Origin of the sequence: Clostridium sp. AF12-41, assembly GCF_003461685.1 — a bacterium.
GTDB lineage: Bacteria > Bacillota > Clostridia > Lachnospirales > Lachnospiraceae > Otoolea > Otoolea fessa.
Map to the genome: position 1 here is coordinate 153043 of NZ_QTXO01000006.1, position 14458 is coordinate 167500.

The 14458-nt window shown below is 51.6% G+C and carries 11 protein-coding genes, 2 tRNA genes and 1 other RNA gene (1 of these 14 cut by a window edge); 13 read left to right on the forward strand and 1 reads right to left on the reverse strand.

Annotated elements, in window-relative coordinates:
- Window positions 1-74: 74 nt before the first annotated feature.
- The 5 genes from DWV73_RS10595 (at window position 75) to tadA (ending at window position 4689) form a co-directional block, all read left to right on the forward strand.
- Window positions 75-2240: a glycoside hydrolase family 13 protein gene (locus DWV73_RS10595; protein ID WP_117796666.1), complete on the forward strand. Its 2166-nt coding sequence runs from the start codon at window positions 75-77 to the stop codon at window positions 2238-2240.
- Window positions 2241-2396: 156 nt separating this feature from the next.
- Window positions 2397-2478, forward strand: a tRNA-Tyr gene (locus DWV73_RS10600).
- Window positions 2479-2511: 33 nt separating this feature from the next.
- A tRNA-Leu gene (locus DWV73_RS10605) sits at window positions 2512-2597 on the forward strand.
- A 139-nt stretch (window positions 2598-2736) separates the two neighbouring features.
- A complete protein-coding gene (locus DWV73_RS10610; RefSeq protein WP_117796667.1) occupies window positions 2737-4098 on the forward strand; it encodes a DUF6128 domain-containing protein in 1362 nt (453 codons plus the stop codon).
- Between the two features lie 102 nt (window positions 4099-4200).
- Entirely contained in the window at window positions 4201-4689 is a 489-nt protein-coding gene (gene tadA, locus DWV73_RS10615) for a tRNA adenosine(34) deaminase TadA (protein ID WP_117796687.1), read from the forward strand.
- Between the two features lie 55 nt (window positions 4690-4744).
- Here the strand turns inward: tadA and DWV73_RS10620 are convergent, their stop codons facing one another.
- Window positions 4745-5770 (reverse strand): branched-chain amino acid aminotransferase, encoded by a 1026-nt coding sequence (locus DWV73_RS10620; RefSeq protein ID WP_117796668.1) that lies wholly within the window; start codon window positions 5768-5770, stop codon window positions 4745-4747.
- A gap of 271 nt (window positions 5771-6041) precedes the next feature.
- Between DWV73_RS10620 and ffs the strand changes: the two genes are divergently transcribed.
- The 8 genes from ffs to DWV73_RS10660 form a co-directional block, all read left to right on the forward strand.
- An RNA gene (gene ffs / locus DWV73_RS10625) (signal recognition particle sRNA large type) lies at window positions 6042-6304 on the forward strand.
- 336 nt (window positions 6305-6640) lie between these two features.
- Window positions 6641-7720, forward strand: coding sequence for an ATP-dependent 6-phosphofructokinase (locus DWV73_RS10630; RefSeq protein WP_117796688.1), 1080 nt, complete (start codon window positions 6641-6643; stop codon window positions 7718-7720).
- Window positions 7721-7737: 17 nt separating this feature from the next.
- On the forward strand, window positions 7738-9357 hold the full coding sequence (gene dnaX, locus DWV73_RS10635; RefSeq protein WP_022359049.1) for a DNA polymerase III subunit gamma/tau: 1620 nt from the start codon (window positions 7738-7740) through the stop codon (window positions 9355-9357).
- A gap of 157 nt (window positions 9358-9514) precedes the next feature.
- Complete coding sequence (locus DWV73_RS10640) at window positions 9515-9868, forward strand: YbaB/EbfC family nucleoid-associated protein (protein ID WP_022359050.1); 354 nt, start codon at window positions 9515-9517, stop codon at window positions 9866-9868.
- A 3-nt stretch (window positions 9869-9871) separates the two neighbouring features.
- On the forward strand, window positions 9872-10471 hold the full coding sequence (gene recR / locus DWV73_RS10645; RefSeq protein WP_022359051.1) for a recombination mediator RecR: 600 nt from the start codon (window positions 9872-9874) through the stop codon (window positions 10469-10471).
- A 90-nt stretch (window positions 10472-10561) separates the two neighbouring features.
- Entirely contained in the window at window positions 10562-12808 is a 2247-nt protein-coding gene (locus DWV73_RS10650; protein ID WP_117796669.1) for a hypothetical protein, read from the forward strand.
- A 120-nt stretch (window positions 12809-12928) separates the two neighbouring features.
- Window positions 12929-13753 (forward strand): HAD family hydrolase, encoded by an 825-nt coding sequence (locus DWV73_RS10655; RefSeq protein ID WP_117796670.1) that lies wholly within the window; start codon window positions 12929-12931, stop codon window positions 13751-13753.
- Window positions 13738-14458: the 5' portion of a CvpA family protein gene (locus DWV73_RS10660; RefSeq protein ID WP_117796671.1), read on the forward strand. Its footprint extends 14 nt past the window's final position; only the first 721 of its 735 coding nucleotides appear in the window; it begins with the start codon at window positions 13738-13740; the stop codon falls past the right edge of the window. Before DWV73_RS10655 ends, DWV73_RS10660 begins: the two co-directional genes overlap by 16 nt.

Consider the following 14458-nt stretch of genomic DNA (forward strand, 5'->3'; position numbering starts at 1 on the left):
TGGGAAATCCTGTAAAATATGGGCAGAAAATAACATGATTGTGAAAGCGGTGAAACCGCTGGAAAGGGAAACAGATGGAGCAGATCAATCGCGACGCGCTATTTTGCGACGAGACAGAGGATTACCGTTGTCCTTCGGAGGCAGATGCGGGTGAAGTCGTTACATTTTATTTCAGAACAGAGAAAAATGGAGCAGATGCGGTTGTACTGCTGGAATATGACCCAGAGACCGGGGCGCTTTTGCAGGAGTGGCAGATGAAACGGCTTTCGTGGGAGTGCTGTGCTGGCAGCGTTGGGAACGGTGCAGATACAAATCGAGGCATAGATGGTAGCGGTATGGCTGACAAGTCAGACAGCCGTTTTGATTACTACAGCTGTGCGCTGACTCTGGGAACGAAAACATTTTCGTATGTATTTCAGGTAACCTGGGGCGAGAACGTCTGTCTTTACAACCGGATCGGGCTGACAGAGGATGCGGCGGCGCACCCGTTCCGCCTGATTCCGGGATTTCATGTGCCGGAGTGGAGCAAGGGCGCGCTGATGTATCAGATCTATGTGGATCGGTTCTGCAACGGCGATCCTACAAACGATACGGAAACCAATGAATATATTTATCTGAAAAAGCCGGTCACCCGGGTGACGGATTGGAAGGAACCGATCAGTACACTCGATGTGGGACGGTTTTACGGCGGTGATCTGCAGGGTGTTTTAGATAAACTTGATTATTTAAAGAGTCTCAAGATAGAAGCAATCTACTTAAATCCGGTATTTGTATCACCGTCGAACCATAAGTATGACTGTCAGGACTACGACCATATCGATCCGCATTATGGAGTGATTCTGGAGGACGCAGACGGGCTGGTGTGCCCGGAAGACACGGACAATGACCGCGCACATAAATATATGACGCGGACGGCGGATGAGCAGAACCTGGAGGCGAGCGATGCCTTTTTTGCCCGCCTGATTGAGGAAGCACACAAGCGGGGAATCCGGGTGCTGGTGGACGGTGTGTTCAACCATTGTGGTTCTTTCAATAAATGGCTGGATGCGGAACTTCTGTACCAGCACGCGGGCGGCTATCCGCAGGGGGCATATGTCTCGGAGGACAGCCCGTATCGCTATTTTTTCCAGTTCCACAATGAAAATGCCTGGCCGTTTAATGACAGCTACGACGGCTGGTGGGGACACGCGACGCTTCCGAAGCTCAATTACGAGGAATCGCCGGAATTGTACCAGTACATTCTGGGAATTGCGAAAAAATGGGTGTCGGCGCCGTTTGGAGCAGATGGCTGGCGGCTGGATGTGGCGGCAGATCTGGGGCGGAGCGCCGGGATGAACCATCAGTTCTGGCGTGATTTCCGCGCGGCAGTCAAGGAGGCAAATCCGGAGGCGGTCATGATCGCGGAACATTATGGCAGCCCGTATGACTGGCTGAAGGGCGATCAGTGGGATACGGTCATGAATTATGATGCGTTTATGGAGCCGCTGTCATGGTTTTTGACCGGGATGGAGAAGCACAGTGACGAAGAAAATCCGGCGCTGTTTGGGGATGGATGCGCCTTTTTTGAGGCGATGCGCTACCATATGAGTGAAATGCCGACGGCTTCCGTGCAGTGTGCAATGAACGAGCTGTCCAACCACGATCACTCCCGCTTTATGACGCGGACAAACCGCCGGGTGGGCCGTCTTGCGTCGGCAGGTGCAAAAGCAGCGGAGGAAGGCATCAGCTATGGCATTTTCCGCCAGGGTGTTGTCATGCAGATGACCTGGCCGGGCGCGCCGACGATCTATTACGGCGACGAAGCGGGCGTCTGTGGATGGACCGATCCGGACAGCCGCCGGACGTACCCGTGGGGCGGGGAAAACCTGGAGCTGATCGAGTTCCACCGCTACATGAGCGGCATCCGGAAACGCTGTCCGGCATTTAGAAATGGTTCCCTGAAAGCGCTGGCGGCGGGAGATGGCTATATTGCCTATGGACGTTTTCAGAGTGCTCAGAGAGCTGGCGGCGCGTGCTGCGGAGTGACGGCGGTCAATACAGGTGATGACTGGCTGACGCTCGAGATTCCGGTCTGGCAGATCGGGGCGCGCGACGGGGCGGTCCTGCGCCGGGAAATGATGACCTATGAGGACGGTTACAACGCCGGACAGGTTGAACATGAGGTAAAGGACGGCTATATCGAGGTGAAAATCCCACCGGTCGGAAGTATCGTTTTGACGGGAAATGATACGGCATTGTAGGAAATGCGGCTTCGACAAGATATATGATTTCTGGCAGTTGAACGAGAAGAATCAAAAGCAGGAAAAAATGGAAATAAAAATATTAAATAAAATATATAAAAACACTTGCTTTTTTGAGACAGCCATGTTATAATCTTCAACTGTCAGAGCAATTTTGGATGGGTTCCCGAGTGGCCAAAGGGGGCAGACTGTAAATCTGTTGCGTCTCGCTTCGGTGGTTCGAATCCACCTCCATCCATTTGGCTTTGTGCCAGTCATGAGTAATCATGATGCCGGCGTGGCGGAACTGGCAGACGCACAGGACTTAAAATCCTGCGAGGGTTAAACTTCGTACCGGTTCGATTCCGGTCGCCGGCAGTATCGGGAACAGTTTTTAACTGTTCCCGATTTTGCGTTATACGGACGTATTTGCAGCGTTGGTTTATATCAGGATATAGAAATCCTGTCATAAACCGGCGCTTCTTTTGCATATAATACAAAGCAAAGGAGTGAAAACATGTCTGCATATCATCGGTTAATATCATATATCTATGCATACGAGGGCGGAATCAAAGGGAAAAATACGGGATTTGCGAAATTGGAGACGCGGGGAACTTCCTGCCGGATTCAGGTCAGCGTCCGCCGTGTCTTTGCGGGCGGCAGCCCGATCGGCGTATACCTTCTGGCAGGGCAGGAGGAGATCCGTATCGGCACCCTGTTTGTCCGTGGCGGAAATGGGGAGTTCCGTGCCGTCGTCAATTGTGAAAATATTGAAGGAAGCGGCTGCAATATGGAAGAGTGCTGTGGTCTGACTCTTCATGAGACGGACAGCGCATGGCGTGCCTATACGACGATCTGGGAAGATGCCGTCGCGCATGCGGCAGAGGTTGAGCTGGCGGATGTGACTGCTGAGAAAGTGCGGGAGCAGGAAGCGGAGAAGGAAGAGGCAACGCGGAAACTGGCAGAGAATGTATCTGGGGAAGTGAACAGCGCGTCTGTAGGGAAAGAAAAATTGGATGAGGCGTCAGAACTTACCCGGTCGGGAGAAATGGAGAGTCAGGACACATCCACGGAGACAGAGAAGAAAGAAGCTGTGAATATAAACGAAACGGACTTCGGAATCAGCCAGCCCCAGCCAGAAAAGCTGGAGGATTCAAACCTGGAGATTTTCGAGGACACGGAAACCATGGAAGCGGTTCCAGATATCTCAGAAACATCCGATCATCAAGAGGCAGAAGTTGTTCAGGAAACGCAAACGGAAACACCGCAAGAAAGTTTTCAGGAATCCACTCAAGAAGTGCAAACGGAGACACCGAAGGAAAGTTTTCAGGAATCCTATCAGGAAGCACAGACAGAAGCACGGCGGAAAGATTCTCAAGAATCCACCCGGGAGGTCCGGAAAGAGGCGCTTCCAGATTCTCCACCAGACCATCAAGAAGCATTTCAGCCAGGCTCTCAAAATCAAAAACAACCGCAACCAGATTCTTCCAAGGAATTTCCCAAAGAAGATCCCGCCGAGACTCTCTGGGACCGCCTGCGCGTTACCTATCCGAAAGTAACCGCCTTCGAATGCGCCGACGGCTGCGAGATTCTGGTAATCAAACCGCAGGATATCGGGCTTCTGCCGCGGGAAAACTGGGTGTATGGAAATAACAGCTTTCTTCTGCACGGTTACTACAACTACCGATATCTGATTCTGGCGAGACTGGGGAAACCCGGCGAACGGGGGCGCTACATTCTGGGCGTGCCGGGACATTATGGAAACAATGAAAAATATATGGCGGCGATGTTCGGCTTTGACCGCTTTGTCCGTTCCACCCGCCAGCCGCCGCGCGATAGCCGGTTCGGGTACTGGTATACAGATTTGAATTTTACATAAAAATGGGTTGCTCCTTTTGGAGAGCTCTTGACAAAGGATAGCTTTTCTGGGTAGGATGGAAGAAGAGATAAAACAGAAAGAGGAAAAAAAGTGGCAGCAAAATTGACACGGGAAGAGAAATATATGAAAGCGGCGATCCGCGAGGCGAAGAAAGCCTGGGCGCTCGGAGAAGTGCCGATCGGCTGCGTGATCGTGTATGAGGACAAAATCATCGGCAGGGGTTACAACCGCCGGATGGTCGATCATAGCGCGCTGGCACATGCGGAGATCGCGGCAATCAAAAAAGCGTGCAAGCGCATGGGCGACTGGCGCCTGGAAGAATGCGAGCTGTATGTGACGCTGGAACCGTGCCCGATGTGCGCAGGGGCGATCGTGCAGGCGCGGATTCCAAAAGTTTACATCGGTTCCATGAACCCGAAAGCCGGCTGCGCCGGTTCGGTACTGAATCTTCTGGATGAAAAAGGATTCAATCATCAGGTGGAGACAGAAGAAGGACTTTTGGGCGAGGAATGTTCGATGATGTTGAAAGAATTTTTCAAAGAATTGCGTGAAAAGAGAAAAAAGAAGAAAGAAGAAAAAGCTGGTGAATGATTTCCACCAGCTTTTTGCATTCTATATTTCCCGTTCAAACCGAAAAATACAGTCCTTATTTGATTACGTGGATCCAGCCCTCCGGAGCTTTGATGTGACCCATCTGGATGCCGGTCAGTGTCTCGTAGAGTTTCTGGGTAACCGGGCCCATCTTCTCCATACCTGCCGGGAAGCAGATTTCCTTGCCGTGGTCAACGATCTTGCCAACCGGGGAGATAACAGCTGCGGTACCGCACAGGCCGCACTCTGCGAAATCTTTTACTTCGTCTAAGTATACTTCACGCTCTTCGGTCTCCATGCCAAGGTAATCTCTTGCAACCTGCAGAATGGAACGGCGTGTGATAGACGGAAGGATGCTGTTGGACTTCGGAGTTACCAACTTGCCGTCTTTGGTGATAAAGATAACGTTTGCGCCGCCGGTCTCCTCGATCTTGGTACGTGTCTGCGGATCCAGGTAGATGTTCTCATCGAAACCGTTCTTATGAGCATCGACGATCGCATGCAGGCTCATCGCATAGTTTAATCCGGCTTTGATGTGACCGGTTCCGTGAGGTGCTGCACGGTCGAAATCGCTGACGCGGATGGTGATCGGTTTAGCGCCGCCCTTGAAGTATGGGCCAACCGGTGTACAGAATACACGGAACTGATAGATGTTTGCCGGTTTAACGCCGATGATGGAATCATAACCGAACATATACGGGCGGATGTACAGGGTTGCACCGGAACCATACGGCGGTACGAATGCTGCGTTGGCTTCTACTACTTTTGTGATGGCGTCTACGAAGCGCTCCTTCGGGAATGGCGGCATTTCAAGACCTTTTGCGGAATTCTCCATACGCTCGCCGTTTAAGTCAGGACGGAACGTAACGATATGGCCGTCCTCGGTCGTATACGCTTTCAGACCCTCGAAGCAAGTCTGTGCATACTGCAGAACACAGGCACATTCATTCAGGGTAATATTCGGGTCGGAGGTAAGGGCGCCTTCGTCCCAGGAACCATTCTGGTACATGGAAACATAGCGGTAATCCGTTGGCATATAGCCGAAACCGATGCTGCTCCAGTCGATATTTTTCTTTTCCATAATCGTTGCTCCAATCTTACAGAATTTTATGATTTAGTAACTGTTTGACTTTTTGCAGTCGCTAGATTTATACCTATTATAATGATTTCTTTCTTCTGTTGCAAGATTCTGGGATAAAAAATGATAAAAAACAATAAAATGTATTCTTGTGTATTTTTATACAATGCTTGTTAGTCAAGCTCCGGCTTGACAAAACGGCGGCTGCCATGTATACTAAACAGGCTGACGGTCTGCAGGTCATTCCGTCATATAAGATCAAGTCATAAAGTTTCCGCACAGCCGGGGAGTTAGCGGTGCCCTGTACCTGCAATCCGCTATAGCAGGGGTGTTGTCCGACCGAGGGCGTTTTTACTGTGGGGCTGCCCCTGAAAAGTGGCGTTGAAGTCTGGGTCTTGCGCAACAGAAATCTGTGAACCGTGTCAGGGCAGGAATGCAGCAGCACTAAGCAGAAGCTTCTGTGTGCCGCAAGGCAGCCTGGACCGAGTTAACTGTCAGGGTAACGTCCATGGCATACGTTCGAAGCCGGGCGTGCGGATTTTTTTATTTCATAGGAAATTGCTTCCTATGAAATAAAAAATAGAAAATAATAGATACAGAAACAAGCATTTTTGCAGGTGTGTGAATATAGCCGGGATATGTGGAATTTGATTTGCCAAGGGGTAGGAATACCGTGCCGGAGCAGATTAAAAGCGCGTATCCCGGTATTTTTATGTCTATGATATTTGTAAGGAATTTTTTCTTGCCCGCGGGATATGATTGTATTATAATTACAAAATGGGTGTAGTTTATCCTGATATGGGGGTTGTTGGAAACTTAGAATAAGGGTAACTGTGAAGGTACTGGACGGTTATGAAGAAAGGGAAAGCGCTCATGAGAAGAATCGGTATGTTAACCAGCGGTGGCGACTGTCAGAGCTTAAATGCGACGATGCGAGGCGTGGCAAAATCGCTGTACAAGATGTTCGATGACATAGAGATAGTTGGATTTGAAGACGGCTATAAAGGTCTTATGTATGCAGACTACCGGATTATGAAACAGTCGGATTTTTCCGGGATTCTGACACGCGGAGGTACGATTCTGGGAACTTCCAGACAGCCTTTCAAGCTGATGCGGACGCCGGACGAGAATGGTCTGGATAAAGTGGAAGCGATGAAACACACCTATTACAAGCTGAAACTGGAATGCCTCGTCATTTTAGGCGGCAACGGCAGCCAGAAGACGGCAAATCTGCTGCGGGAGGAAGGACTCAATATCGTTTCTCTTCCGAAGACCATAGACAACGATCTCTGGGGCAGCGATCTTACGTTTGGATTCCATAGTGCGGTTGATGTAGCGACCAATGCCATCGACTGTATTCATACGACGGCGGCGTCTCATGGCAGAGTCTTCATCGTGGAGATCATGGGCCACAAGGTGGGATGGCTGGCGCTCTATGCAGGCATCGCGGGCGGAGCTGACATCATTCTCCTGCCGGAGATCCCGTATGATATTGATGTGGTGGTAAATGCGATCCGCAGCCGTACTAAAAATGGCAAGAATTTCACGATTCTGGCGGTCGCAGAGGGCGCGATTTCCAAGGAAAATGCAGCCCTGACCAAAAAAGAATTAAAAGAAAAGAAGAAAAATGGACCGGTTTATCCGTCGGTCGCTTACGAGCTGGGCGCCCAGATTTCCGAGCGGACGGGACAGGAGATCCGTGTGACGGTTCCGGGGCATATGCAGCGCGGAGGCGAGCCATGCCCGTATGACCGTGTGATTGCGACGCGCCTCGGCGCGGAGGCAGCAGAGATGATCCGCCGCAAAGAATACGGCTATATGGTCGCTTTAAACAACAATAAGATTGAAAAAATTCCGCTCGCGGACATTGCCGGTAAATTAAAGATGGTCGATCCGAAGAGCGATATTATCCGGGAAGCTAAGGATGTAGGCATCAGCTTCGGCGACGAATAGTAAGGAAGTAGTAGTTTATGTCATATACAGCACTGTACAGAAAATGGCGTCCGACGTCCTTTGAAGAGGTCCGGGGTCAGGACCATATCGTAAAGACCCTGAAAAATCAGATCAACTCCGGGCGGATCGGGCACGCGTACCTCTTCTGCGGGACGCGCGGAACCGGTAAGACGAGTATTGCCAAGATCTTTGCACGGGCAGTCAACTGTGAACATCCGGTGGACGGCAGCCCCTGCGGCGAGTGCAGTATGTGCCGCCAGATTGCGGAAGGAGCTTCCCTCAATGTGGTGGAGATCGATGCGGCATCCAACAATGGTGTGGAAAATATCCGCGATATCCGGGAGCAGGTGCAGTACCCGCCGACGGATGGGCGCTACCGCGTCTACATCATTGACGAGGTTCATATGCTTTCGATCGGCGCGTTCAATGCGCTCTTAAAGACGCTGGAAGAACCGCCGTCCTACGTTATATTTATCTTGGCGACGACGGAGGTCCACAAGATCCCGATCACGATCCTGTCCCGGTGCCAGAGATATGATTTCAAGCGGATCTCGATCGATACCATCGCGGGACGGCTGGCGGAGCTGACGCAGGCGGAGCAGATCGATGTAGACGACCGGGCACTTAGGTATGTGGCACGTGCGGCGGATGGCTCGATGCGAGATGCGTTAAGCCTTCTCGATCAGTGCGTGGCGTTCCATTTCGGGGAAAAGCTGACGTATGACAATGTGCTCGAGGTGTTGGGCGCGGTCGATAACCGCGTGTTCAGCAAGCTGTTTCAGGCGGTGCTTGCAAGTGATACGAAGGCGTGCATCCGTGAGATTGAGGAAATGATCATCCAGGGGCGCGATCTTTCGCAGCTCGTCAACGATTTCGTCTGGTATATGCGAAATCTCCTGATTGCCAAGACGACCGACGAACCGGGCGATATGCTCGATATGTCGGAGGAAAATCTGGCAGTTTTAAAGGAAGAGGCGGCAGGCGTTGATACGGAAACGCTGATGCGTTACATCCGTATTTTCTCGGAACTTTCCGGGCAGCTGCGCTACGCGTCACAGAAGCGGATTCTGGTGGAGATTGCCTTTATCAAGCTGACGACGCCGTCGATGGAACAGAATCTTGATTCCATTTTACAGCGGATTACGCTATTAGAGCAGAAAATGCAGGAAATGCCGGACAATCTACAGAAACTGGCGTCCCTTGCACCGGCAGCGGGGCAGGCGGCATCCTCCAAAACGGCTGTGGTGGAAACGCCGCCTGAGCCGAAGACGGTATCCCTTCCGCCGGCACAGTACGAAGATCTGATGCTGATGCGGAAAGAATGGGGACGGATTGCGTCCCTGAGCCAGCTTGTGGGTTCGATTAGACTCAGTCTTCCCAAGACAAGTGTAGAACCGGCGGGCGAAGGCTGCCTTTGCATTGTGTGTACAGATGAAAATACGTTTGGAATTATCAATCGGGAGCCTGAGCTTAAGAATTTGCAGGAAGTAGTGCAAGAAAAATACAAAAAGACTCTGCAATTTAAAGTCCGTTTAGAATCATCTGCTGTGCCGCAAAGAACGGTTTATGTCAGTGATGAGGATTTAAAGAACGCAATCCATACCGATGTGATTGTCGAAGAGGATGATTCCGTGTAGTGGAGCTTGCTAAAGATGAGCCTTGTTTTGTAATGCAAGAAGCTGTGATTAAATGCAGATAAATGATATTAGTGGGTTTATATGATATATAGAACCGGCTGCAATCGGCAGCCAGTCTGAATATAAATAAAAAGAAGTGAAAGAGAGGAATGACACCATGGCAAAACGTGGCGGTTTCCCAGGCGGTATGCCGGGCAATATGAACAATTTAATGAAGCAGGCGCAGAGAATGCAGCGCCAGATGGAAGAGAAGCAGAAAGAGCTGGAGGAGAAGCAGTACAGCGCATCCGCAGGCGGCGGCGCTGTAACCGTGACCGTATCTGGTAAAAAAGAGGTTCTTTCCGTGAAACTGTCTGAGGAAGTAGTGGATCCGGATGATATCGAGATGTTAGAGGATCTGATCGTGGCGGCGACCAACGAGGCATTCCGTCAGGCGGAAGAGGACAGCAGCCAGATGATGTCCCAGTTGACCGGTGGCCTTGGCGGTCTGGGAGGCGGATTCCCGTTTTAAGCGATGGATTATTACAGTAGCCAGATTAGCAAGCTAATCGAAGAATTGTCAAAACTTCCCGGAATCGGAAGTAAATCGGCGCAGCGTCTTGCATTTCATATCATCAATATGCCGGAAGAACAGGTCAGGCACTTGTCCGGCGCGATTCTGGAAGCCAAGCAGAATGTGCGTTATTGCAAGGAGTGCTGCACATTGACCGATAAGGAACTGTGCCCGATCTGCAGCAGCGACCGGCGTGATCATGAGACGATCATGGTGGTGGAAAATACGCGCGATCTGGCGGCATATGAGAAGACAGGAAAATACAACGGGGTCTATCATGTGCTGCATGGGGCGATCTCCCCGATGCTGGGGATCGGACCGGGCGACATCCGGCTCAAGGAGCTGATGACTCGCTTGCAGAAAGAGGAGGTTCGTGAGGTCATTATCGCAACCAACTCAAGCCTGGAGGGCGAGACGACCGCGATGTATTTGAGCAAGCTGATTAAGCCGACAGGGATCCGGGTGACGCGAATCGCCAGCGGCGTTCCGGTCGGGGGCGACTTGGAATATATTGATGAGGTAACGCTTCTGCGCGCGCTGGATGGGCGTACAGAGCTGTAGCCGGTGAGCAAATAAAACGTTACTGGGCACGTATGCGTGAACAGTAACAATAAAACTTCTGCCGCGGCAGGAAGTTAGGAGATGCATAAGATGGATAAATACGAGTTTAACATCAAGGTAGAGCAGATTAAGAAACTGGTTAACAAGGGAGATTTCGAGACGGCGATGAAGATCGCCGATACCATCGACTGGCGTCGTGTACGCAGCACCAGCCTGCTTACGATGATTTCCCAGATTTATGAGAAAAATGCAGAGTATCAGGATGCCAAGGATATTTTATTGCTGGCATATGAGAGAGCGCCGCTTGGAAAGGGGCTTTTATATAAGCTGACCGACCTTGCACTGCGTGAAAATAATATTCAGGAGGCAGAGGCGTATTACCGGGAGTTCTGTGAGCTGTCCGGCGATGACCCGCGCCAGTACCTGCTTCGTTTCCTGATTCTGGAGGCGAAGGATGCGCCGTTAGAGCAGCAGATCAATTCTCTGGAGAGATATTGTCAGGAAGAGCTGGATGAGAAATGGCTGTACCACCTGGCAGAGCTTTATCATCAGGCGAACCAGGCGGACGACTGTGTGCGGATCTGCGACAAGATCATGCTGATGTTCGGTCTTGGCAAATATGTGGACAAGGCAATGGAACTGAAACTTCAGTATGCGCCGCTGACGAAATATCAGATGGATCTGGTGGAAAACCGCGAGAAGTACGAAGAAAAGCTGCGTGCGGTGGAAGAAGAGTACAAGAACGGTACATACCGCAAGCCAGAGCCGGAAGGAGAGTATCTGGATACGGATGAGCCGGAGGCAGAGCTGGACGACGAACCGGAGAACGAGCCGGAGGGACAGCCGGAGCAGGCAGAGCCAGAAGAGAAGGCTGGAAAACCGAAAGCTGAGACAAAACCGGCGGACGAGAAAGTAGAAAAGGCTGCGCTGGACGAGAATGTAGTAGCAAGCCTTCATGAAGCACAGGCGGAAGAAGCGCTGGCAAAAGAAGTGTCCAAGATCAAGCCTTACGATGAGGAAGAGGGCGCATCCGAAGGGGAGACACGTGTTTTCAGGAATCTCCGCGACCTAGAGCCGGCAGAGGCAGAGGAAAAGAGCGAGGAAGCTCCGATTCATGAATTTGAAGAGGAAGAGGAAACCATAGTGGAAGACTGGGATTTCGAACCGGAAGAGGAAGAAGAGGAGATCAAGGAATCGAATCATCTGATGATCGAGGCGGAAGATCCGGCAGCCGGTCTTGCGATGGCACTTGATTCCCTGAAAAAGATTCACCGCGAGCTGGGGACCAAGCATCCGGTTGCCAAGATCAGCGGCGCAAACCTTTCCCATCGCGGCATCGCATCGGTGGCGGAGCGCCTGGCAGGCAAGGATCTGGTGGTCGAGCATGCAGCCGATCTGGACGATTTGACGGTGGAAGAGCTGGAAGAACTGATGACACAGGATGAAACCGGCATGGTCGTTGTTCTGATTGATACGCAGGCGCGTTTAGAGCAGATGCACCGCGCATATCCGGCATTAGCAGAGCGTTTCCAGTATATCGGCTGTGAAAACCAGAAAGACGATGCAGCGAAGCTGGCACAGGCGCGCGAGGAAGAGCTGAAACGCCAGCAGGCGCAGCAGGAAGCAGAAGCAGCCAGAAAACGCCAGGCAGAGCGTGAGGCGGAGATCCGCCGTCAGGCAGAAAAAGAGGCAGAGGAAAAACGCAGACAGCAGGAAGCAGCAGCCCGCCGTGAGGAAGAAGAGCGCGCCAAGGCAGAAGCACAGGCACTGGCAGCCAAAGAGGCAGAAGAAGCGCGTAAAGCGGAGGAAGATCGCCGTCTGGCAGAGCGGCAGAGAGAAGAACTGCGCCGTCAGGAAGAGGCAAGACGCGATGACGAGCCGGAGTATGAAGACGAAGAAGATCACTACGAGAAGGATGAGTATGAGCCGGAGGATGATTATGCGCGTGACGGCTATCGTGATGATTATAAGGACGATTACAAAGACAGCTATAAAGACGAACGCGAGGACGACGAGTATTCCAATTATCCAGAGGATGAGTCGGAAGAGAAACCGTCCAAAAAGTCCGGCGATATGGATGTTGAGGAGTTTGTTCAGTATGCCTGCAAATATGCATCGGAGATCGACTGCAGTATTTCGGGAAAGAGCATGCTGGCTCTGTACGAGCGCGCTGAGATGATGGAGGAGGACGGAGAACCGCTTACCAAGACAAGTGCCGAAGATTTGATCGAGGAAGCTGCAGATAAGGCGGAGAAGAAATCCTTCAGCGGACTGTTCTCATCGAAATATGATAAGGATGGACTTCTGATTCTGAAAGAGAAACATTTCTTTGATTAATTAAAACAATTCGAGAAATTTTAAAATTAAAGCTAATTAGTAAAAGAGAGCGCTGCGGGGGAATGCTTCCCGGCAGCGTTTTCTGGTAGTGGACAGTAAAAAGAGATACGGGAGAGAAAGATGGGAACACGGTTAATAGCCCTCGATTTAGATGGGACACTGTTAAATGAAAAAATGCACGTGTCGGAAAAAACAAGACAGGTGATGGAACTGTGCGCGCAGCGGGGGATTGAGATTGTCCCGGCGACCGGGCGCGCGCTCCCGGCAGTGCCAGAGGAGGTTTTGAGCCTGCCGGGCGTCCACTATGGCATATTTACAAATGGGGCGGTCGTCCGGGATTTCGGGAAAAATATCTGGGTGTCGGAAAGCTGCCTGAGCTGGGAAGAGACGATCCGGGTGATTGAGGTGCTGCGCCGGCATCCGGTTATTTACGATATGTATGTATCGGAGGGCGGCGTCAGCGAGACGCGATTGCTGGCACAGCTGGAAGAATACGGGATACCGGAACGTGAATGCGCCTATATCCGGGCGACGCGCCGGGCAGTTACTGACATGGTGGAGTATCTGCGGGAGAAAAAATGCCCGGTGCAGAAGATGAATTTAAATTTTAAGGACCGGGAGAGCAAACAGGCAGTCCGGGCAAAGCTGGAAGCGATGCCGGAGGTTCTGGTGACCTCCTCGCTTCCGTGGAATCTGGAACTCAACGCGGCGGGCATCACAAAGGGGAGCGGGCTGCGGAATCTCTGTCAGTATCTGGGAATTGAAGCGGAGGAGACGATGGCATTTGGAGACGGCGAAAACGACTGGCCCATGCTGGAGGCAGCAGGAATCGGCGTGGCGATGGAAAATGGCGCCCCATTTTTAAAGGAACGCGCAGACCGGATTGCCGCTTCGAACCGGGAAGAGGGCGTAGCGGAGGCGATCAGACAATGGGTGCTTATATAAAAGAAAACTGGCTGTTCGTGGTGGTGGCAGTCTATCTGGTTTCCATGGTACTGTACGGGCATTACCGCGGATTCGTCCGCCTGGCAGTCTCAGCCGTTTCCCTGGTGCTGTCGCTGGGGGTGGTTCATTTTGGTGCGCCGTCTGTCGCGAATCTGCTTCGCAGCAATGAGGTGGTCTATCAGGCGGTGGAGGACAGCGTGACGAAATTTATCCAAAAGGACGATGAGGCGGAAAATGAGGCAGTTGACGCGGCGCCGCCATCCGTACAGCGCAGTATTATTGAAGAAATGGAGCTTCCGGAACAGTTAAAGGATGCGCTTCTGGAGAATAATAACAGCGAAGTTTACGAGGCGCTGGGTGTAAGCAGCTTTACCCACTACGTCAGCCGTTATCTGGCAAACAGCCTGATCAATATTATAAGTTTTTTTCTGCTGTTTGCAGCCGTGTTCGGCGGACTGCGTGTTCTGTCCGTATCGCTCAATGTGGTCTCCCGGCTGCCGATCATATCGGGGCTGAACCGTCTGGCAGGTGCCGTGTTGGGGGGCGCGGAAGGGATCTTTTTCGTCTGGATTGCAGCACTGCTTATTACACTGTTCTCGGCAACGGCGATTGGTGAACTTTTCCTGAACCAGATAGAAAGCAATATCTGGCTGACCTGGCTGTATGACCACAATATGCTTGGAAGCATCCTGATGGGTGTTGTGA